The sequence below is a fragment of the Salipiger pallidus genome, assembly GCF_014643635.1.
Lineage (GTDB): Bacteria > Pseudomonadota > Alphaproteobacteria > Rhodobacterales > Rhodobacteraceae > Salipiger > Salipiger pallidus.
Map to the genome: position 1 here is coordinate 801,360 of NZ_BMJV01000001.1, position 19,184 is coordinate 820,543.

General features: G+C 65.1%; 19 protein-coding genes and 1 pseudogene. 11 read left to right on the forward strand and 9 right to left on the reverse strand.

All coding sequences use genetic code 11. The features are described 5' to 3' along the window. Nucleotides 1-4: 4 nt before the first annotated feature. The 5 genes and pseudogenes from IEX41_RS03930 to IEX41_RS03945 form a co-directional block, all read right to left on the reverse strand. Nucleotides 5-1,171 carry a phage tail protein gene (locus tag IEX41_RS03930; RefSeq protein WP_188788896.1) on the reverse strand — a complete coding sequence of 389 codons (1,167 nt, stop codon included), beginning with the start codon at nucleotides 1,169-1,171 and terminating at the stop codon, nucleotides 5-7. Next, complete coding sequence (gene gpJ, locus IEX41_RS03935) at nucleotides 1,168-3,072, reverse strand: TipJ family phage tail tip protein (RefSeq protein WP_188789270.1); 1,905 nt, start codon at nucleotides 3,070-3,072, stop codon at nucleotides 1,168-1,170. The genes IEX41_RS03930 and gpJ overlap by 4 nt, the downstream gene beginning before the upstream one ends. A gap of 97 nt (nucleotides 3,073-3,169) precedes the next feature. Beyond that, nucleotides 3,170-3,477, reverse strand: a pseudogene (locus IEX41_RS21820) (IS5/IS1182 family transposase); the annotation flags it as partial. After that, the gene (locus IEX41_RS21825) at nucleotides 3,478-3,756 is read right to left on the reverse strand and encodes a hypothetical protein (RefSeq protein ID WP_373285602.1); all 279 of its coding nucleotides are present in this window, start codon (nucleotides 3,754-3,756) and stop codon (nucleotides 3,478-3,480) included. Between the two features lie 139 nt (nucleotides 3,757-3,895). After that, nucleotides 3,896-5,101: a sugar phosphate nucleotidyltransferase gene (locus IEX41_RS03945; protein WP_188788897.1), complete on the reverse strand. Its 1,206-nt coding sequence runs from the start codon at nucleotides 5,099-5,101 to the stop codon at nucleotides 3,896-3,898. Between the two features lie 408 nt (nucleotides 5,102-5,509). Here IEX41_RS03945 and IEX41_RS03950 point away from each other — a divergent pair, with 408 nt between their 5' ends. From IEX41_RS03950 to IEX41_RS03965, 4 genes are all read left to right on the forward strand, one after another. After that, complete coding sequence (locus tag IEX41_RS03950) at nucleotides 5,510-6,286, forward strand: transglutaminase-like domain-containing protein (RefSeq protein WP_188788898.1); 777 nt, start codon at nucleotides 5,510-5,512, stop codon at nucleotides 6,284-6,286. A 319-nt stretch (nucleotides 6,287-6,605) separates the two neighbouring features. Then, nucleotides 6,606-7,418, forward strand: coding sequence for a TatD family hydrolase (locus tag IEX41_RS03955; protein ID WP_188788899.1), 813 nt, complete (start codon nucleotides 6,606-6,608; stop codon nucleotides 7,416-7,418). After that, nucleotides 7,415-8,218 (forward strand): MBL fold metallo-hydrolase, encoded by an 804-nt coding sequence (locus IEX41_RS03960; RefSeq protein ID WP_188788900.1) that lies wholly within the window; start codon nucleotides 7,415-7,417, stop codon nucleotides 8,216-8,218. Before IEX41_RS03955 ends, IEX41_RS03960 begins: the two co-directional genes overlap by 4 nt. A gap of 150 nt (nucleotides 8,219-8,368) precedes the next feature. Then, the gene (locus tag IEX41_RS03965) at nucleotides 8,369-9,298 is read left to right on the forward strand and encodes an AEC family transporter (RefSeq protein WP_188788901.1); all 930 of its coding nucleotides are present in this window, start codon (nucleotides 8,369-8,371) and stop codon (nucleotides 9,296-9,298) included. Between the two features lie 6 nt (nucleotides 9,299-9,304). Here the strand turns inward: IEX41_RS03965 and IEX41_RS03970 are convergent, their stop codons facing one another. Beyond that, on the reverse strand, nucleotides 9,305-9,700 hold the full coding sequence (locus tag IEX41_RS03970; protein WP_188788902.1) for a DUF6524 family protein: 396 nt from the start codon (nucleotides 9,698-9,700) through the stop codon (nucleotides 9,305-9,307). 160 nt (nucleotides 9,701-9,860) lie between these two features. Between IEX41_RS03970 and IEX41_RS03975 the strand changes: the two genes are divergently transcribed. From IEX41_RS03975 to IEX41_RS03985, 3 genes are all read left to right on the forward strand, one after another. Next, nucleotides 9,861-11,156: an adenylosuccinate synthase gene (locus IEX41_RS03975; RefSeq protein ID WP_188788903.1), complete on the forward strand. Its 1,296-nt coding sequence runs from the start codon at nucleotides 9,861-9,863 to the stop codon at nucleotides 11,154-11,156. 10 nt (nucleotides 11,157-11,166) lie between these two features. Next, nucleotides 11,167-11,397 (forward strand): DUF2842 domain-containing protein, encoded by a 231-nt coding sequence (locus IEX41_RS03980; RefSeq protein WP_188788904.1) that lies wholly within the window; start codon nucleotides 11,167-11,169, stop codon nucleotides 11,395-11,397. 368 nt (nucleotides 11,398-11,765) lie between these two features. After that, nucleotides 11,766-13,070 (forward strand): MFS transporter, encoded by a 1,305-nt coding sequence (locus IEX41_RS03985; protein WP_188788905.1) that lies wholly within the window; start codon nucleotides 11,766-11,768, stop codon nucleotides 13,068-13,070. 78 nt (nucleotides 13,071-13,148) lie between these two features. On the opposite strand, the gene IEX41_RS03990 is transcribed toward IEX41_RS03985, so the two are convergent. Then, entirely contained in the window at nucleotides 13,149-13,754 is a 606-nt protein-coding gene (locus IEX41_RS03990) for an inner membrane-spanning protein YciB (protein WP_188788906.1), read from the reverse strand. Nucleotides 13,755-13,884: 130 nt separating this feature from the next. On the opposite strand from IEX41_RS03990, the gene IEX41_RS03995 reads away from it, so the two are divergent. After that, a complete protein-coding gene (locus tag IEX41_RS03995; protein ID WP_188788907.1) occupies nucleotides 13,885-14,379 on the forward strand; it encodes an MgtC/SapB family protein in 495 nt (164 codons plus the stop codon). Nucleotides 14,380-14,439: 60 nt separating this feature from the next. Here the strand turns inward: IEX41_RS03995 and ftsY are convergent, their stop codons facing one another. Next, on the reverse strand, nucleotides 14,440-15,939 hold the full coding sequence (ftsY, locus tag IEX41_RS04000) for a signal recognition particle-docking protein FtsY (RefSeq protein WP_188788908.1): 1,500 nt from the start codon (nucleotides 15,937-15,939) through the stop codon (nucleotides 14,440-14,442). Between the two features lie 78 nt (nucleotides 15,940-16,017). Between ftsY and IEX41_RS04005 the strand changes: the two genes are divergently transcribed. Continuing rightward, nucleotides 16,018-16,971 (forward strand): lytic transglycosylase domain-containing protein, encoded by a 954-nt coding sequence (locus IEX41_RS04005; RefSeq protein ID WP_229672913.1) that lies wholly within the window; start codon nucleotides 16,018-16,020, stop codon nucleotides 16,969-16,971. A gap of 43 nt (nucleotides 16,972-17,014) precedes the next feature. Here IEX41_RS04005 and IEX41_RS04010 read toward each other — a convergent pair whose 3' ends face one another. Next, on the reverse strand, nucleotides 17,015-17,887 hold the full coding sequence (locus IEX41_RS04010) for a LysR family transcriptional regulator (protein ID WP_188788909.1): 873 nt from the start codon (nucleotides 17,885-17,887) through the stop codon (nucleotides 17,015-17,017). Nucleotides 17,888-18,012: 125 nt separating this feature from the next. Between IEX41_RS04010 and IEX41_RS04015 the strand changes: the two genes are divergently transcribed. Further along, a complete protein-coding gene (locus IEX41_RS04015; protein WP_188788910.1) occupies nucleotides 18,013-18,243 on the forward strand; it encodes a YjiS-like domain-containing protein in 231 nt (76 codons plus the stop codon). 177 nt (nucleotides 18,244-18,420) lie between these two features. Beyond that, on the forward strand, nucleotides 18,421-19,161 hold the full coding sequence (locus IEX41_RS04020) for a Bax inhibitor-1/YccA family protein (protein WP_188788911.1): 741 nt from the start codon (nucleotides 18,421-18,423) through the stop codon (nucleotides 19,159-19,161). Nucleotides 19,162-19,184: the final 23 nt, after the last annotated feature.

Consider the following 19,184-nt stretch of genomic DNA (forward strand, 5'->3'; position numbering starts at 1 on the left):
CGCCCTATGCGATCTCGGTGGAGGCCGGACCGGCCACATCGGCCAGCGCTGCGTCGTTGCGCGGCTGAGCGTAATAGTCCCACTGCCCCTGAGGGGCGCAGGCTGCCGTGTGCTGGTAAAGCGTCACGTCAGACAGCTTGCCCACGAAATCCGCCGACTTCAGGAACTCGAGGGAGCTGGACCCGAAAAGCGTTGTCAGCTCCACGTAATGGCGACCGTCCGCCCCCACGCTCGGCCCCGACACGACGCCACCTCCCGTCAGGCGGGGCGTGACCGTGCCCGACTGCCAGTCAGACATCCGATAGGCGAGACGCAGCACACGATTGGCAGAGACCGAGATATCCTGGCTCAACGATGTCTCGGACGCCGTGGCCATGATTGCCGCAGCGTAGCCGTCCGTGATGGTCCATCCGTCCCCCAGCTCCCAAGCCGATACGCTACTGAATTGCCCGTTCTCCAGCATGGTCTGCCGTGTCGCGTCACCGTCGGTGATCGAGATCGTGCTCCCCGCTGCCACCGGCACGGGGTCACCCGCTGCGTGGAGAGCGACATCAAGCTCGGACCCTGCCGGCACCCGAAACAGCTGGATCGCCGTCGTGGCTCCGCTCGGCACGGCAACGGTGATCGTCGCATTGCCAAGGCCACTGCTGGCGGTGATCGACTGCGCATCAAGTGCGGTCGGCAGTGTCGGATCATCTTCACCGACAGTGATGGTGGCGATGGGGGAATAGGGCCCTTCCAGGCCGTCCCTGGAAACGGCCAGCGCGCGCAGCTCAACAACCTCGCCTTGCTGATATCCTTCGATCGACCCGGCTCCCTGCGCGGCCGGGACCTCTATCGACGCCCAGGCGTACGGTCCCGCGACCCGGTGCTCGATCCGGTAGGCGCTCAGCAAGGCGGTGGAGCCGATGCCCGGTGCCAGCCGCACCGTGATATCTCGCGCGACAAGCTGATCACCTGCGATCGGGTGCTCGAATATCTCGAGCCCTGATGTCACCGAGGCCCATCTCGGAGCGCCCGGCACGGAGCCGGCGCCACCGTCGGTGTCCCCCACCCGCCCGGTCCAGGGCGGCGCGACATATGCGTCCGTCAACTCATCGATAATCGGCGCATGGGCGACCATACGGACGACGGACGTGAACGCCTCCCCCGCTTCAACGCCTTGGATCACGATCGGATGGCTATCCTCGGACGCCTTTCCGAAGTGGACCAGGTCTCCAACCCGCGGCATGAGGCCAGGCCCCACCAGCAACAGCGTCCGCGTCTCCGCCGCGAGCGTTTCAACCAGCCTGAGAACCGACTGCCCGACCGTGTCCTGAGGCTGTCCGCCGTCCGGCTCAGGGAAGTGCCGGAACCGGACGGCATAGCGTTCACCGTCGAGCATGGTGACCATCTCATCGAGAACGATCGCGTTCCCCTCCACCATCCGGACACGCCCGGCAGTCTGGTGCTCGTCAGCAGGTAGTTCGAGAGCATCACGAGATCGCCACGGGTCGCCGTTCTGACACTATGGTCCTGCGTCGCCTGATGGATATCGGGCCGATACAGCAACTCGTAAGCCCGCCGGGTTGCTTCGCGCGCGACCTCTGCCGGGTCGGTCTTGCCCTGCATCTCGAGCACCTCGGTGAGCGTGATCGGCCCCTCGTATCCCGGCCAACGCACCAGGCGCTCGGCCTCGTTGTAATCGTCGGTGGCATCACGGAACTTGACCCGAAACCCATGCGGCGGCTCGAAGTAGCTGCGCGTCGTGCTGAACTCATCGGCATTGCGTGGGTTGATATGGTCAACGATCAGGCTTTGCGGCCGGTCGATCACGACGCCCCATCGGCCTCCCATACGCTGCGGCATTGCCCGGCCAGCTGAAGCGATAACCGTCAGAACCTCACGCAGGGTCATGCCCTCATCTTCGAAGACGTGATCGAACTTCAGATCCTTGAGCCGGCAGAAGTCGTGCCACTCCTGCAGCTGCTCGAGATCGATCTCGTTGTCGGCTCCCGGGCGCGGGTTGGCCTCAGACTGCAGGGCAAGGCGGAAGTAGGATGCGGGGTTGCTGGTTGCCCGCCGGACCCAGGTGCCAGACAGGTGATCCCAATCGAGACAGATGCGACGGCAGAGCGCGTTGAAGTTGTCGATCTGACCATTGAACTGGGCGGTGGCACGCCCCCGGAAGCCAACCTTCGTGATGTTGCCATCATAGGCGATCGGGCCTTCCGGCCGGATGGTTTGCAAGGCAGCCCAGACCAGCCGCTTGATGTAGCGCTCGTTTGGGCCGGGGCTGTCCATGAGCGTGATCTGAACCTGCCAGCGTCCCCGCACCGGAAAGTCCCATGTGTGCTGACGGAAAAACGACTCCGCTTTCTCCGCCCGGAAGGTCAGCGTCGTCACCTCTTCCCAAGGATCCGAGGAGGTCTGCCGCTGGGCAATACGGACGCTGACCCGATACGCTTTCGAGTCTCCCTCACGGTTGTACCGGATGAGACCCGCCGGGAACCAGAAGATCACTGACGCGGCGGCAGCGTCCTTGCCTGTTGATCGAACCACCGGTGTCTCGATGCTCGGCCCATCGATCTTCTTGCCCACGTCATTCGTGGGCCATGGCCGTTCGAGCTCCGTTCCGACGCGCTCTTCCACGACCTGCCAAGGGTACAGGCCAAGTGACGTGTTCGCAGGCAGATCGGTCTGGATCTCGGTCTCGATCTCGTCGAACTCTTTCAGCTGAGTGTCGCCAAGCCGGATATCGCTCAGCTCGACCTCGCCGCCGCCGAAGAGGAACGCGGCCCGAACGTACTGGATATCGCCAACGATCTCGCTCCAGCTCGAACCCGCGAAGGGCGGCGCGTAGCGGATGGTCCCCATGATCTCCGGCACCGCGCCGTCGGGGCGCATCTCGTTCCGGAACCCCGAGATCTGGTAGCGGTTCTGCACCTTGTCCGCGTCCGGCGGCGGGAACATGGAGTTCACCATGAGGTTCCCCACCGCGGTGGTCCCCATAATGATCAGCGCGCCCCAGGCTTCCACACCGAGCCCGAACGTTCCCGCCAGCATCGGCGCAAAATAGGCGCCGATGGCCACCGCAGCAACCGCCACGACGATCTGAAGAACGGATTTCCTCGGCTCCGTGGCGCCAAGAGGATGAAGGTTGCACGTCCCCTTTCGCCTGCCGCACGTAGCCCATGGGATCGGTGAAAGGTACCCCGAGAGCGGTGTAGCCGTTCAGCACGGCGGCGCGGACTTGGAGCTCTGCTACATGGTGATCGAAGTCGGATGCCATGAGGCTATGCCCCGGTCGCTTCGCGCAGTGTAGTTTCGTCTCTTCTCAGCGCGGCTTCGGCAGTGGCCTGCGCTCCGCCGTCGCCAAATGGCGCGACCGAGGCACTCAGCTGGGCGGAGCGCCTCGATCCGGGCGACCGCGCCCACGGTCTAAGGCTTCCATAGCTTGGCGTTATTACGGGGCGGGATGACGGCAGGTGCGTCTTTTCAAACAGAACTCATCGTCAGGCGGGTCCAGATTGCGGCCTCACCCTGCTGCGGCTGACGGCCATGCCCGCCTGCGGGCGGCGTCGCCCAGCCAATGTTCAGACTGAGCCAGATCATCAGCGAGATCCGCTGCTTCAGCGCTTCATTGTCGGACGGCCATTTCCTGGTTCTGTAGCTCGGAGGGAGAGAACGGATGCCGCTCCAGCTGCCAGGCTGGATCCGCAAGGTGAATCCTGCATCCTCCTTTGCGCAAGGAAGCCCTGCAGCGCCGTCCACCATAGGCTTCGCCCGCCCTCGGGAAATGCCGCGCTTCTGGCGAGGGCCTCGACCTGCAGGGCTTGACGCCCATTACTTCAGGAGCGCACTGGCCGGAAGCGCGGGCGTGGCTTCGGACAGGATCCCGAAGCCACGTGCAGTCTTACTGGACGGAACGCACATCTCCGGCCACGGGCGGCACTCGGCTGGTGCCGACAGCCGCCGGCCTCGCCGTCCGCAAGGGTGTGGCCCGGCTGCGCTGGGGGGCGATCGCCGCCTTGCGGCGCGCCAGCATCTCCGCCGTCACCAGAACGGTCCCATCATCCCCCATACGGAACCAGCGTGCATCCTCGGCCGCATCGAGCCCAACCCGGAGCCCGTCCGGAAGCCGGACACCCGGTGCCACGACAGTGTTGCGCAAGGTGCAGTTCCGGCCCGCCGAGCTGCCGGGAAGGAAGACCGTGTCATTCACCACACAATCGATGGCTTCAGTCACCGGCAGCCCCATGCCGCGCGGCAAGGTCAGCTTGGCCCGCCCTTGCGCCAGGTCCAGCAAGGTGCGCCTGTAGGCACCAAGGGTCCCGACATCACGCCAGTATGCGTCGCCGCCGGTCTCGGAACTGCTGATCCGGCAGACCGACAGGGTTTCTTCCGCCAGTGCGCGGGGCAGAATATCGTGACCGAAGTCATGGCGCGTGCCGGGCCGGAGCGCTTCGGCCCCAAGCGCCTCGCGCAGCCAGAGCCAGTCGAAGATGTAAATGCCAGTGGATGCGAGCGAGATGCCCGGATCATCGTGAAGGGTCGCAGGGGTGTCAGGCTTTTCGTGGAATGCGGTGACCTGCCCCCTGGCATCGGTGGTGAAGACCCCAAAGCCCGACGCGTCGCTGGCGGGAACGGCGGTTGCGGCCACTGTCACCGCGCAATTCTGGGCGCGGTGGTGATCCAGCAGCCTTGTCAGATCCACGTCGGCCACGTGATCGCCCGACAGCACCATCACCTCGCGCGGAGCATAAGCGTCCAGCGTCGTGGCATTAAGGCGGATTGCATCGGCGGTGCCGCGATACCCCGAAGGACTGATCAGCTCGCCGTCGCGGATGGAGATACCCTTGGCAAAGTGATGCGACCACTGGTCGCGCAGATGGCGGCACAGGCCATAAGGGCGATATTGCGTCGCGACGAAAAGCTGCGGGAACCCGGCACGGACCACGGCATCGAGAATGAAGTCGACGATGCGCCCGCTGCCAGATCCGAAATGCAGCGCGGGCTTGCATTCGGCATCAGTCAGTTCGTGCAGGCGGCTGCCACGTCCCCCGGCCAGCAGGAAGGGAATGCAGCGATCGACTTGCGGAGCAGAGAGAGTGCGATTCATGGCCGCGCCTTTCAAAAAATATGCACGCGATGGCGTCCGTGGGGCGTCTTCGCGGAAGGGAGATGTTGGTGAGGGATCGGGCCGGCCGGGTGATCTGACCAAGAACCCGGGCAACGCCCAAAAGTTCCGCGAATTCCTTCACTCTGATGTCGAATTCATCATTCAACATATGATGCTAGCCGAATATCATACCGTTCCGGCGGCACCGCCTGCCAACCCTGCCATTCGGCACGAGTGCCGCCTTGGACGGCTTCACACGCAATGCCGCCGCGCTAGGTCTCGATGCAGCCCCGTTCGGCAGATCCAACGATCAGGGCCCACCGATCTGCCCTCCGGACCGGCGCCATCGGCCCGCGTCCACCACTACAGGCCCCAAGCCAAGGCCCAGCATTCCAGCAAGGAGACCCCATGCGCATCAGCATAGACGTGGCCATGAGCTACCGGTTCCGACGCCCCAACACCGCCTTCCTCGCGCTAGAGGCAGCGCAGACCGATGGCCAAGTGGTCGAGACGTCGCAGCTCGACATTCCGGATGCCACCCTGACCCGCATAGATGGCGATGCGGATGTGGGCGAGCGCATATGGGCGCAGTTCCGATCTGCGGACATGACCTTGACCTACACAGCCACCGTCGACGTGACCCGCCCGACACAGGACCTGGGCGCGCTCGATGCCATGCCGCTGCACCGGATCCCCGGGACGGCCGCCCCTTACCTGCGCCCCTCGCGCTATTGTCAGTCCGACAAGTTCCAGAGCTTCGTCAGCCAGCGGTTCGGACACCTTTCCGGCGGGGCCAAGGTGCAGGGACTGCGCGACTGGGTCGAAGAGAACCTGACCTACGTGCCCGGCAGCTCGGATGCCGACACCAATGTACTGGAAACCTTCGCGGGGCGGCAGGGCGTGTGCCGTGACTACGCGCACCTCATGTGCTCGCTGGTGCGCGCGGCGGGCATTCCGGCACGCATGGTCGCGGTCTACAGCCCCCACATCACGCCACCTGATTTCCACGCGGTGGCCGAGGTCTGGCTGAGCGGACAATGGTGGCTGGTGGATGCCACGGGCATGGCCGCAGCAGACAGCATGGCGATCATCGCCGTGGGGCGCGATGCTTATGACATCGCCTTCATGGATTCGCAGGAGCCGGCGCAGATGCTGTCGCAATCGGTCAACGTATCACAGGCCTGAGGCTGGCGGGCGGTGCCATGGCCGGCCGGGCCCGGGCCTGACAGCCCCTCCTGCCGCAAACGCCCGACCGGATCCTGTCCGCCCCCGGTCGCGATACATGGCATCAAGGCCCTGCGACAATATCACGATTGTCGAGGGCAAGAACCGGATGGCACGCGACAAGGCAACCTCTGCCTCAAGGCACGACCGCGCGACAGCCCAACATAAGACCCGGACCACCCCTGCCGTGTCAAAGCTGCGTCGCACGGGCAGCCGGTGCCCGGCCCCGCCTTGACCCTTGCCACCGGTTCCTTGATACCAAGGCCCAAAGGACGATTGCATGACCACTCCCCTCATTACCGACAGCCACTGCCATCTCGACTTCCCGGATTTCGACGCGGAACGACCCGACGTGATCCAGCGCGCGCTTGATGCCGGGGTGCACCGCATGGTGACCATCTGCACCCGGCTGCGCAACGAGCCCTCCGTGCGCGCCATCGCCGAAGCCAACGATCCGGTGTTCTACGCCGCAGGCACCCACCCCATGAGCGCCGCCGAAGAGCCGCTCACGTCCGTGGACGAGCTGGTGCGCCTGTCGCAGCATCCCAAGTTCGTGGGGCTCGGGGAAACCGGCCTTGATTACCACTACACCGGCGACAGCGCCGAGGTGCAGAAGACCTCGCTGCGGATCCACGTCGAGGCGGCGCAGGAGACCGGGCTGCCGCTGATCATCCACGCCCGCGCCGCGGACGAGGACATGATCGACATCCTGACCTCGGGCTACAGGGCGCGCCCCTACAACTGCGTGCTGCACTGTTTTTCCTCGGGGGCAGAGCTGGCGCGTGCCGCGCTGGACTGCGGGTTCTACCTGTCCATGTCCGGCATCGCCGCCTTCCCCAAGTCAAAGGACCTGCGCGAGATCTTTGTCGCCGCGCCGCTCGACCGGATCCTCGTGGAAACCGACAGCCCCTATCTTGCGCCCCCGCCCTACCGTGGCAAGCGCAACGAGCCGGGATATACCGTGCACACCGCCAAGATCGGCGCCGAGGCCTTCGGCATCGACTACGCCGCCTTCGCCTGCGCCACGGAAGAGAACTTCGAACGGCTCTTCGCGAAAGCGGCGGCCTGGACACCGGAGAAAGCCTCCGCATGAGCGAATTGCGCTTCACCATCCTTGGCTGCGGCTCGTCCGGCGGGGTGCCCCGTCTGGGTGGAAAATGGGGCGATTGCGACCCGGCGAACCCGCGCAACATTCGCCGCCGCTGTTCCATGCTGGTGGAGCGCATCGGCGAGGCCGGCACCACCACGGTGCTGATCGACACCACGCCGGACATGCGCCAGCAACTGCTCGACGCCGATGTGGCGACGCTGGATGCGGCGGTCTGGACCCATTCGCACGCAGATCACACCCACGGGCTCGATGATCTGCGGCAGGTGGTGTTCAACCGTGGCGGACGGCTGCCGGTCTGGGCCGATGGCGACACGCAGAATTCCCTGCTGTCACGCTTTGCCTATGCCTTCGTGCAGCCCGAGGGCAGCCCCTACCCCCCGATCCTCGACATGCACACCATTGGCCGGGACGCGTTTACCATCGATGGCGCGGGCGGTTCGATCACGCTGCAACCCTTCGAGGTGAACCACGGCAGCATCGACGCGCTTGGCTTCCGTATCGGCGGGCTGGCCTACCTACCGGACGTGCTCGAGATCCCCGAGGCGGCATGGGCGCATCTGCACGACCTAGACATCTGGATCGTCGACGCCCTGCGCCGCACGCCGCACCCCAGCCATGCCCACCTTGCGCTGGCACTGGAATGGATCGAGCGGGCCGCACCGAAACAGGCGGTGCTCACCAACATGCACATCGACCTCGACCACGATGCCGTGGCCGCCGAAACGCCGGAGCATGTGCGCCCCGCCTTTGACGGCATGGTGCTGAGCCTGCCGGCCCCCTGACCTCCGGGCGCGGCGCTGCGGGCCACCGCACGCCCGGCCCCGGCGCTGAACGATAACGCGCCCGGTTGGGATCCAGGCCCTTTTTTCTTCCGCATGATGCGGAGCACGATCCGTTTGCCCCATGCGCAGACCACCATCCGAAAGCCCGACATGCAGGCCCTTATCGACATCATCCTCCCCGTCTTCCTTGTGATCGGAGCCGGCTACCTCGCCAGTTGGCGCGGACTTCTCAAGGACAACGCGGTGGACGGGCTCATGGGCTTCACCCAGACCATCGCCATCCCCTGCCTGCTGTTCAGGGGCATTTGGCAGCTGGACCTCGGGCAGCATTTCGAACCGGCGCTGCTCATTTCGTTCTACACCGGCGCGCTGCTGAGCTTTGCCGCGGGGATGATCGGCGCACGGGTGCTGTTCCGCCGTGATTGGGAGGATTCGGTCGTCATCGCCTTCGCCTGCCTGTTCTCGAACTCGCTGCTGCTGGGCCTGCCGATCACCGAACGCGCCTATGGCGAGGATGCGCTGGCGGGCAACTATGCCATCATCGCCATGCACTCGCCCTTCCTTTACGCGGTGGGCATCACCTCGATGGAAATCGCCCGCGCCCATGGCAACGATCTGCGCAAGGTCCCCCTGACGATTGTGAAGGCCATGGCGCGCAACGCGCTGGTGATCGGCATCAGCATCGGGCTCGTGTTCAACCTCGCGGGCGTGACCCTGCCCGACCCGGCGCTGCAAGCGCTCGACATGGTGACGCGCACGGCGATTCCCGCAGCGCTTTTCGCGCTTGGCGGGGTTCTGTGGCGCTACCGCCCCGAGGGCGACATGCTGACCGTGCTCTTCGTCTGTGCCATGTCGCTGGGGGTGCACCCGGGGGTGATGTACCTCATGGGCCAGGGCTTTGGCCTTGGCACCGATGCGCTGCGATCGGGCACCATCACCGCGGCGATGGCGCCGGGGGTCAACGCCTACGTCTTCGCCAACCTCTACGGGCGGGCCAAGCGGGTGGCGGCGACCTCGGTGCTGCTGGCCACGGGGCTGTGCCTGCTCAGCAGCTGGGTCTGGCTGCAGATCCTGCCCTGAGCGGCGCTATTCCTCGACGTCGTCGACGTCTGCCTGTCCCGACAGGCGGCGGCGCACCAACGACCAGCTGAGCCCCACGCCCAGCACAAGCGACAGCGCGAAAATGCCCAGCCACGCGGACAGCGCGGGGTTGGCCATGTCGATGATGCCGAAATCGCGCAGCACCCAGACCAGCGCCGCCACCACGGCGACCACCAGCACCATGCCGAGTCCCCCGATCGAGCGGATCGTCGCCCGCAGGTATACGACGTAGGCGATCACCAGCAGCAGCCCCAGAAGCACCACCAGCGACAGCGGCTGATCCCCCGGCGCCAGCGCCCAGCGGACATAGCTGGGAAAGCTCGGGTTCCAGGTGAGCGCAAGAAGCACGAAGGCAAAGATCCAGCGCAGGAAAAATCCCATGTCACTCTCCGACCAAAACGATGTTGCGCACGGGGATGCACCGGATTTTCGCCCGCGTCCACACAAGGGCCCGTCACATCCGCGCAATTTGGCGGTTTCATACCGCCCAGCGGTTCGCTATACGAAGCGCGTTTGGATTTCCTGAAGGACAGGTGGAAATATGGCCAACGTGGTTGTCGTGGGCGCCCAATGGGGTGACGAAGGCAAGGGCAAGATCGTGGACTGGCTGTCGAGCCGCGCCGACGTGATCGCGCGCTTCCAAGGCGGCCACAACGCGGGCCATACGCTCGTCATCGACGGCAAGGTGTTCAAGCTGAACGCGCTGCCCTCGGGCGTTGTGCGCGGCGGCAAGATGTCGGTGATCGGCAATGGCGTGGTGCTCGACCCGTGGCACCTCGTGAAGGAGATCGCCACGATCCGCGAACAGGGCGTCGAGATCAGCCCCGAAACGCTGATGGTCGCCGAGAACACTCCTCTCATCCTGCCCATTCACGGCGAACTTGACCGTGCCCGCGAAGAAGCGGCGAGCCAGGGCTCGAAGATCGGCACCACCGGCCGCGGCATCGGCCCGGCCTACGAGGACAAGGTCGGCCGTCGCTCGGTGCGCGTGGCGGATCTGTCGGACCGCGCGACGCTGGAATCCCGCGTCGACCGTGCGCTCACCCACCACGACGCCCTGCGCAAGGGCCTCGGGATGCCACCCGTGGACCGCGAGGCCCTGATCGAGCAGCTGCTCGAGATCGCCCCCGAAGTGCTGCAATATGCCGGCCCCGTGTGGAAGGTGCTCAATGAAAAGCGCCGTGCCGGCAAACGCATCCTCTTCGAAGGGGCACAAGGTGCGCTGCTCGACATCGACTTCGGCACCTATCCCTTTGTCACGTCTTCCAACGTGATCGCGGGCCAGGCCGCCACCGGCACCGGCATCGGCCCGGGCGCCATCGATTTCGTTCTGGGCATCGTCAAGGCATACACCACCCGCGTCGGCGAAGGCCCCTTCCCGACCGAGCTCGATGACGAGGACGGCAACCGCCTCGGCACCCGTGGCCGCGAATTCGGCACCGTGACGGGCCGCAAGCGCCGCTGCGGCTGGTTTGACGCAGTTCTGGTGCGCCAGACCTGCGCGACCTCGGGCGTCAACGGCATCTCGCTGACCAAGCTGGACGTGCTCGACGGGTTCGAGACCATCAAGATCTGCACCGGCTACGAGCTGGACGGAGAGGTCCTCGACCACCTGCCCATCGCGACGGAACAGCAGATCCGCTGCAAGCCGATCTATGAGGAGATGGAAGGCTGGTCGGAATCGACCGAAGGCGCCCGCTCGTGGAACGACCTGCCCGGCGCTGCGGTGAAATACGTGCGCCGCATTGAAGAGCTGATCGGCTGCCCGGTCGCGCTTCTCTCGACCTCGCCCGAGCGTGACGACACCATCCTCGTCACCGACCCGTTCGAAGACTGAGCGCAAAGCCATGCCCTTGAAGCACAAGACCCGCAAACGCCTGTCTCTGCTGCTCCTTTTGGTGTGGCTGCCGCTTTATATCGTGGCGGCGGTGAGCCTCGTGAACTGGCTTGGCCGCCCGCCCATCTGGCTGGAACTTCTGGTCTACGTGGGCCTTGGCTTCCTCTGGGCGATCCCCTTCAAGTTTATCTTCAAGGGGGTCGGCCAACCCGACCCGGACGCGCCCCGCGACGAGGGCTGACGCCACCACGAAACTGACCGGGCCGTCCTGCTGGCGGCCCGATCCGGACGCCTCCGGCGGGCGTAGTTTTAAAGAGAAGAAACACCGGCCAGCGCGACACCCGGCCCTTCTTCTCTTGAAAAATACGCCGGCGGCCGCGGCACACGGCGGGGGCAGAGCCCCCTCGGCACCTTCACAAAACGAATGATCCGAACGACTTGGCACCTGTGCCGGCGTTAAGAGCATGCGCGCAGCATTGTTGGCATGCAAATGATGCATGGCAGAGTTTACAAAACAGCAGACAAGTCCCCCCTGACTCTGATCCCTGTTCGCGTTAACGGAACCTCCTGAAGAAAAAATGTCTCAAATGCGAACGGATACGAAATAAAATGACGGATAGCACCGCCGATGTTGAAACGGCGGCGGCCTCGACCGGCCAGCCGGCTCTCAACTCTCCCGCAAAGGTTCTCACCGCGAGCCTTGTCGGCACCACCATCGAATTCTTCGATTTCTACGTCTATGCCACGGCGGCCGTACTGGTGTTCCCGGCGCTGTTCTTCCCCGGGCAGGACGCCATGACAGCCCTGCTGGCCTCTTTCGCGACCTTCTCGATCGCTTTCTTCGCCCGCCCGCTGGGCGCCGTGGTCTTCGGCCACTTCGGCGACCGCATCGGCCGCAAGGCGACGCTGGTGGCCGCGCTTCTGACCATGGGCATCTCGACCGTTGTCATCGGCCTGCTGCCCACCTACGAGACAATCGGCCTCTTTGCGCCGCTGCTGCTGGCGCTGTGCCGCTTCGGCCAGGGCTTTGGCCTTGGGGGTGAATGGGGCGGTGCAGTCCTCATGGCGACCGAGAACGCCCCAGAGGGCAAGAAGAACTGGTACGGGATGTTCCCGCAGCTGGGCGCGCCCGCCGGCCTATTCTTGTCGTCCGGCATGTTCTGGCTGCTGCTGCAGTTCCTTCCCGAGGAAGCGTTGCTGAGCTGGGCTTGGCGGATCCCGTTCCTGGCCTCGACCGTCCTCATCGTCGTCGGCCTCTGGGTACGCCTGTCGATCACCGAGACCCCGGACTTCCAGAAGGCCATCGACAACGAAGAGCGCGTCGCGGTGCCCGTCGTCGAGATCTTCTCGAACCACAAGGTCTCGCTGCTGCTGGGCACCTTCGTGGCGCTCGCGACTTTCGTGCTGTTCTACATCAGCACTGCCTACCTGCTGAGCTACAACGTCAAGGTCGTGCAGATCCCGTTCACCGATGCGCTGGCGATCCAGATCTGGGGCGCGGTCGTCTTCGGCCTGTTCATCCCCGTCGCTGGCAAGACCGCCGAGCGTTTTGGCCGTCGCCAGGTGCTGACCGCGACCACCATCGGCATCGCGGCCTTCTCGTTCCTCGTGCCAGTGCTGATGGTCGAGAACGAGCTGCGCATCATGGCATTCGTCACGCTGGGCATGGCGCTCATGGGGATGACATACGGCCTCATCGGCACGGCCCTTGCCGCGCCCTTCCCGACCCGGGTGCGCTATACCGGCTCGTCGCTTACGTTCAACTTCGCGGGCATCGTTGGCGCGTCTCTGGCGCCCTACATCGCGACCTACCTGCAGTCGACCTACGGCATCGCTTACGTGGGTTACTACATGTGCCTCGCCGCGCTGATCACCCTGCTGTGCATCTTCGCAAGCGGCAAGGGCAAGGTCTGAGCCACCACCCCGCCTGAAACGAGAAACGGCGCGTCCCGAGGGGCGCGCCGTTTGCATTCCCTCAGATGGGCGGCAGCGTCAGGCCGCGTCATCCTTTTCCAGCGCGTATTCCTTGAAGAGCCCGTTCTGCGTCATGAAGAAGGCAAAGATCGCAGCCGTCAGGCCGAAGGTCTTGAAATAGACCCAGGTTTCCGTGCTCATGGTGCGCCAGATGATTTCGTTGAGGACCGCGAGAGCAAAGAACAGCGCGCAGACCCGGCGGGTGAGGATCATCCAACCTTCGTCCTGAAGCGGCATCAGCCCCTCCATCACCTTGCGCAGCCAGCTTTCCCCCCGCAGAAGGCCGATCCCGAGGGCACAGCCAAAGAGCAGGTAGATCAGCGTCGGCTTCATCTTGAAGAACCGCTCGTCGTTGAGCCAGACCGACAGGCCGCCGAAGACCACGATCAGCACCGCCGTGACGATCTGCATGGGCGACAGATGACCGGTCAGTTTCCAAAGGATACCTGTGCAGGCCAGCATGAGCGGGATGAACCCGGCGGTGACGAGGATGAAGCCCTCGTACTCGGTGCCGGCGATGGTGAAGACCCGATCCTTGAGCAGCAGGTAGGCGGCGAAGAAGACGATGATCGGTCCGATCTCGAGCGCCGTCTTGGTGAGGGGGTTGATCTGTTTCGCGGCCATGCGGCGCCTCCTGCTGGTTCCCGCCAACAGATAGCCACCGGGACGAAGGTTCTCAACGTCCATCGTTGCACTGCGCCCGGAACCATGCGCCATCGTGGATGGTTTTCTTCGCTAACAAGGGGAGAATCAGATGACAGACCAATTCGTTGCGGAATTCACCGGCACCTTTTCGACGGTGCCCGCGCCGGTGGCGGCGGCCCGGCTCGTGGCGGCAATCCTGCTGGCCGCCTGCGTCGGCTTCGAACGCGAGCGGCGCGGCAAGCCGGCGGGCCTGCGGACCCATGTGCTGGTGTCCGTGGCCGCCTGTCTCTTCGTGATCCTCGGGCGCGAGCTGGCAGCGATGGATTTCGGCAGCGGAGAGCAGCGCAACGACCCGCTGCGCATGATCGAAGCGGTGACCGCCGGGGTCGCCTTCCTGGCGGCAGGGATCATCTTTACCAGCGGCGGAGAGGTGCGGAACACCACCACCGGAGCATCGCTGTGGCTGGCGGGCGCCATCGGGCTTGGCTGCGGTGCCGGACAGATGCCGCTTGCGGCCATGGCAACGCTGGTCGTGGTCGTCGTGCTGACCTTGCTGCGGTGGCTGGAGCATCGGCTCTGGCCCGACAAGAAGATCGACGACTGAGAACGCCAGCTGGGCTAGGGCCAAATTCCTTGCCAAGGAATTTGTCGCCCCGCCCGAAGGTCAGTCCCCGAGGCCGGTGAGCGCGGCGGCGAATTCCTCGGGATCGAAGGGCGCAAGATCGTCGATCTGCTCGCCCACCCCGATGGCATGGATCGGCAGGCCGAACTTATCCGCCAGCGCCACCAGCACGCCACCCTTCGCGGTGCCGTCGAGCTTGGTCATCACGAGGCCCGACACATCCGCCACCTGGCGGAAGATCTCAACCTGCGTGACCGCGTTCTGCCCGGTGGTGGCATCCAGCACCAGCAGCGTGTTGTGCGGCGCATCGGGGTCCTTCTTGCGGATCACCCGGACGATCTTGGCCAGTTCCTCCATGAGGTCCTGCCGGTTCTGCAGGCGACCGGCAGTGTCGATCATCAGCAGGTCAGCACCGTCGGCCTGTGCCTTGGTCATCGCCTCGAAGGCAAGGCTCGCGGGGTCCGACCCTTCGGGCGCGGTCAGCACCGGCACCCCGGCACGGTCGCCCCAGACCTGAAGCTGCTCGACCGCAGCGGCACGGAAGGTATCCCCGGCGGCGATCACCACCGATTTTCCGGCGGCGCGGAACTGCGAGGCGAGCTTGCCGATGGTCGTGGTCTTGCCCGACCCATTCACCCCCACCACAAGCACCACCTGCGGCGTCTTGGCGTAAAGCGGTAGCGGACGCGCCACCGGCTCCATGATGCGGGCCACCTCCGTGGCGAGGGCCTGCTTGATCTCCTGCGTGGACACACGCCGGCCATAGCGCCCCTCGGCAAGGTTCGAGGTTACCCGCAGCGCGGTATCGACGCCCATGTCCGACGCGATGAGCAGCTCTTCGAGGCTTTCCAGCATGTCATCGTCGAGCACCCGGCGCACGACCGGCGCAGCGGGGGCCGAGGGCGCCGCCGGGGCGTCACGGCCAAAGAGCCGTCCGAAAAAGCCCTTCTCAGGTGTCTTGGTCGGGGTCTCGGCGGGTGGGGCCGTCGGTTGCGGATCGCGCGGCATAGGCGCCTCGGAGGGAGCCTGAGGCGGCAGACCGGAAGGCGTGGACGGTTTGGGATCGGCGGGCGGCTCGATGCGCGGCCCTGGGTCCTGCTCCGGCGCACCTTGAGGCAGCGGCGTCGGCGCGGGATCGGACGGCGCAGGCACCTCGGTCGGGCTCGGGGCCGGTGCGGTGGCGGGGGGCTGCGGCACCTCTTGCGGTGCGGGCCCGGGGATCCCGGAAGGCGGCGGCGGCACATCCGCCGGTGCAGGGGTCGGGGCTGGCGTAGGATCTGGCGTCGGGCGCGGCTCGGCTTCGGGAACAGGGTCCGCAGCCGGCGGCTGGGTGCGCGGTGCTGGCGAAGGCTCGGGAGTCGGAGTGGGCTTCGGTTGCGGCGTCGGGTCTGCCGCAGGTGCGGGCGTCGCCGGCGAAGCGGCCGGCTTCGGCTCTTCGGGGCTGTCTTCCTCACCCCCGTCCTTCACGATGTCATCGAGCCCCTGCTCGAGCTTCGAGGAGGATTTGAGCAGCTTGTTCTTGAGCTTGCCGAAAAAGGACATGTAAGGGGACCCCAGCGCTTGCGTTCCCTTCACCTAATACGCCCCCGCCCCGGTGAAAAGCCCATAGGGCCATGCGCCGTGACGGATGAGTTGACCTTTCATGGCCACGTGGTCCAACTGTGCCCCATGTGGCGCGCGCTTTTCCTGATGTGGATGACGGCTCTCTGCGTCCCGGTACCGGGCGCGGCGGAACCGGACCTGTCCGAGCCGGGGACCCTGTGCTCCGCCGGTGCCTTCGGTCCGGTGCAGTGCATCCGCCCCAGCAAGTTCGTCCATGACACCTGCCATGCCATTGACCAATTCGCCAAAACCAACGGGCTGGACCCGGGGTTCTTCGCGCGGCTGATCTGGCAGGAAAGCCGCTTTGATCCCAACGCGCTCAGCCATGCCAACGCGCAGGGCATCGCGCAGTTCATCCCGTCGACCGCCGCGATGCGCGGCCTCACAGATCCCTACAATCCCGCGGAAGCGCTCGAATACTCTGCCGAGTATCTCGGCGAGCTCAGCCGACGCTATGGCAATCCCGGCCTTGCCGCCGTGGCCTATAATGGCGGTGAGAGGCGCGCGGACGAGATCCGCGCCGACAGCGCCGCCCGGCTGCCGTCCGAGACGGTCAACTACGTGCAGATCATCACCGGCCTGCCAGCCACCACATGGGCCGATGAGCCGCCCGAGGCCCGTGATTTCTCGCTTCAGCCCGGGGTCCCCTTCAGGGAGGCCTGTCACCAGCTGGCCCGCAACCGCCGTCTCACCGCCTTCCCCGAACCGGAACCCAGCGTCTCACCTTGGGGCGTGCAGCTGGCCTTCGGCACGTCAAAGTCGCGTGCAATGGACGAATACCGCAGCCGCACGCGGTCCTGCGCAGCGCAGGTAAAGGGTGAAGAGCCGGACCTCGTGTGGCAGGACAGCCGTGCAAGCCCGGCGGGCGGCTACTGGATGGCCCGGCTGGGCCGGCCCGACCAGGCCAGCGCCTGGCGCTACTGCGCGAAACTGAAGGAGAATTCCTGCCTCTGCGCGGTCTACCGGAACTAGCGGCGCGAGGGACAGGCTACTGGCAGTCCTGCCCGGCCCATGGTCATTCCGCCGCGATCTCGGTGCGTCCGCCCAAGGCGCGGAACTCGGCCCGCAGCATGTCGATCAGCGGCGTCACGATGCGTGGCCGAGCGGTGGTCGCGTAAAGGCAGATCTTCTGCATCCCCAGATCCGGGAGCACCCCGGGCGGCACCATTTCCAGATGCGCGGGCGCATGGCCTTCCAACACCGGCGTCACGGCAAGGTCCGCCGACACGGTCACCTCGATGGTGCGGTCGCTTTCCGAATCCACCGCAAGCTCCCACTCGGTCCGGCTTTCTTGCATCATCGCCGCCGCCACCGGGCGGAAGCCGCAGCGGCGCGAGAGGGCGATGCGCAGGGGCCGGCTCTTCCACGCAGAGCCGCCCGGCGCGCCGTACCACCGCAGGGGCACCTCGTGCAGCGCCTCGCCACCATCGCCGGTCTCTGCTTCGGTGGTCAGGATCACGTCCACCGCCCCTTTCGAGAACTGCTGTTTCAGATCAGCGGTGTACGAGCTCACAAGCTGTAGCCGCACGCGCGGAAAATCCCGCTGCATTCGCCTCATAACCCGCGGGATCACCGGGTAGACGATGTCATGGGGCACCCCGAGGATGATCTCCCCTTCCCAGTCCTGCATGGTGAGCCGGGCGTAGATGTCATCGTTCAGCTCGACCATCTGCCGCGCGTAGGTCAGCAGCTGTTCGCCCGCCTGTGTCAGCGCCACTCCCCGCCCCGACCGATCCAGCAGCGACAAGCCCAGCGTCTCTTCAAGCCGCTTGATCTGCATCGATACTGCCGATTGCGTGAGGTTCAGGAACCCCGCCGCGCGGGTCACGCCGCCCGCATCCGCGACGGCCACGAAGGATCTCAGGGAGGTCAGGTCCAGATTGCGCATGAATCGGATCTCGTGATGGGTGGGATCAGGAATAGTCGTTTTACTGATGGGTCGCCGTTGAGCATACCGATCACACCACACGATGAAAACGAATTTAATCATCACAGTTCCTGAACGAGGTCATCATGCACCGTGAACAATCACTTTCCTGCCCCGTTACCTCTGCCCCCCCGGCCGAACGTCGCCGTCGCGGCCTGCTTGCCGCGCTGATCGAGGCCCACGCCCTCTGGCAGCAACGCCGCCGCCTGCCCCAGCTTGATGACCACCTGCTGCGCGACATGGGCATAACGCGCGCCGAGGCCGAGGCAGAGGCCGCGCGCAAGCCGTGGGACGCGCCTCGCCACTGGTCCCGCTGACCCAGGCCAAGCCACTGATCCCCGGTGATTTACGCAATTTTCGGCATCAGAATCGGAAACCATATGTTTCCACGCTGTTTCCGCCTCGGGAGTTCTTGAAATACACCCCCACTCTGCCAATATCCGTAAGGACTGGTTTATCATGCCCGGAAATGCGGGCACAGCTTGGAGGTATAGATGGCTGAATACAGAACAATCCGGACCGCTGCCGGTGGAAGGTCGTCGGCCCAGATTGACGAGGGCCTGCGCTCGCACATGAACAAGGTCTACGGGACCATGTCCGTGGGCATGCTCGTGACCTTCGCTGTCGCATGGGCCGTCGGTACAACCCCTGAACTGCTGTCGGTGTTCCGCGACCCGGCAACGCTGCAGCCGAACATCCTTGGCTGGATCGTCATGTTCGCGCCGCTGATCATGGTCTTCGCCTTCAGTGCGGCGATCAACCGTCTGTCCGCGGCCGCGGCGCAGCTGTTCTTCTACGTCTTTGCCGCGGTGATGGGCCTGTCCCTTTCGTGGATCTTTGTCGCCTTCACCGGCTTCTCGATCGCGCAGGTGTTCCTTATCACGGCAATCGCCTTCGCGGGCCTGTCGCTCTGGGGTTACACCACCAAGAAGGACATCTCCGGCTGGGGTGCGTTCCTCATCATGGGCGTGATCGGCATCCTCGTGGCATCGATCGTGAACATCTTCCTAGGCTCGCCGGCGATTGCCTTCGCGATCTCGATCCTTGGTGTGCTGATCTTCGCGGGCCTCACCGCCTACGACACCCAGAACATCAAGAACACCTACCTCCAGCATGCCGCGCATGGTGACAGCGAATGGCTGGGCAAGGCGGCCATCATGGGTGCGCTGAGCCTCTACCTGGACTTCATCAACATGTTCATGTTCCTGCTGCAGCTCTTCGGCAACCGCGAGTAAGCGACAGCACCAGACAAATGAAA

Bases quoted from the DNA above. Each gene is read 5' to 3' on its own strand.
- IEX41_RS21825 (WP_373285602.1), bottom strand. From the start codon at position 3,756: ATGGTGGACGGCGCTGCAGGGCTTCCTTGCGCAAAGGAGGATGCAGGA.
- IEX41_RS03945 (WP_188788897.1), bottom strand. From the start codon at position 5,101: ATGAATCGCACTCTCTCTGCTCCGCAAGTCGATCGCTGCATTCCCTTC.
- IEX41_RS03950 (WP_188788898.1), top strand. From the start codon at position 5,510: ATGCGCATCAGCATAGACGTGGCCATGAGCTACCGGTTCCGACGCCCC.
- IEX41_RS03955 (WP_188788899.1), top strand. From the start codon at position 6,606: ATGACCACTCCCCTCATTACCGACAGCCACTGCCATCTCGACTTCCCG.
- IEX41_RS03960 (WP_188788900.1), top strand. From the start codon at position 7,415: ATGAGCGAATTGCGCTTCACCATCCTTGGCTGCGGCTCGTCCGGCGGG.
- IEX41_RS03965 (WP_188788901.1), top strand. From the start codon at position 8,369: ATGCAGGCCCTTATCGACATCATCCTCCCCGTCTTCCTTGTGATCGGA.
- IEX41_RS03970 (WP_188788902.1), bottom strand. From the start codon at position 9,700: ATGGGATTTTTCCTGCGCTGGATCTTTGCCTTCGTGCTTCTTGCGCTC.
- IEX41_RS03975 (WP_188788903.1), top strand. From the start codon at position 9,861: ATGGCCAACGTGGTTGTCGTGGGCGCCCAATGGGGTGACGAAGGCAAG.
- IEX41_RS03980 (WP_188788904.1), top strand. From the start codon at position 11,167: ATGCCCTTGAAGCACAAGACCCGCAAACGCCTGTCTCTGCTGCTCCTT.
- IEX41_RS03985 (WP_188788905.1), top strand. From the start codon at position 11,766: ATGACGGATAGCACCGCCGATGTTGAAACGGCGGCGGCCTCGACCGGC.
- IEX41_RS03990 (WP_188788906.1), bottom strand. From the start codon at position 13,754: ATGGCCGCGAAACAGATCAACCCCCTCACCAAGACGGCGCTCGAGATC.
- IEX41_RS03995 (WP_188788907.1), top strand. From the start codon at position 13,885: ATGACAGACCAATTCGTTGCGGAATTCACCGGCACCTTTTCGACGGTG.
- ftsY (WP_188788908.1), bottom strand. From the start codon at position 15,939: ATGTCCTTTTTCGGCAAGCTCAAGAACAAGCTGCTCAAATCCTCCTCG.
- IEX41_RS04010 (WP_188788909.1), bottom strand. From the start codon at position 17,887: ATGCGCAATCTGGACCTGACCTCCCTGAGATCCTTCGTGGCCGTCGCG.
- IEX41_RS04015 (WP_188788910.1), top strand. From the start codon at position 18,013: ATGCACCGTGAACAATCACTTTCCTGCCCCGTTACCTCTGCCCCCCCG.
- IEX41_RS04020 (WP_188788911.1), top strand. From the start codon at position 18,421: ATGGCTGAATACAGAACAATCCGGACCGCTGCCGGTGGAAGGTCGTCG.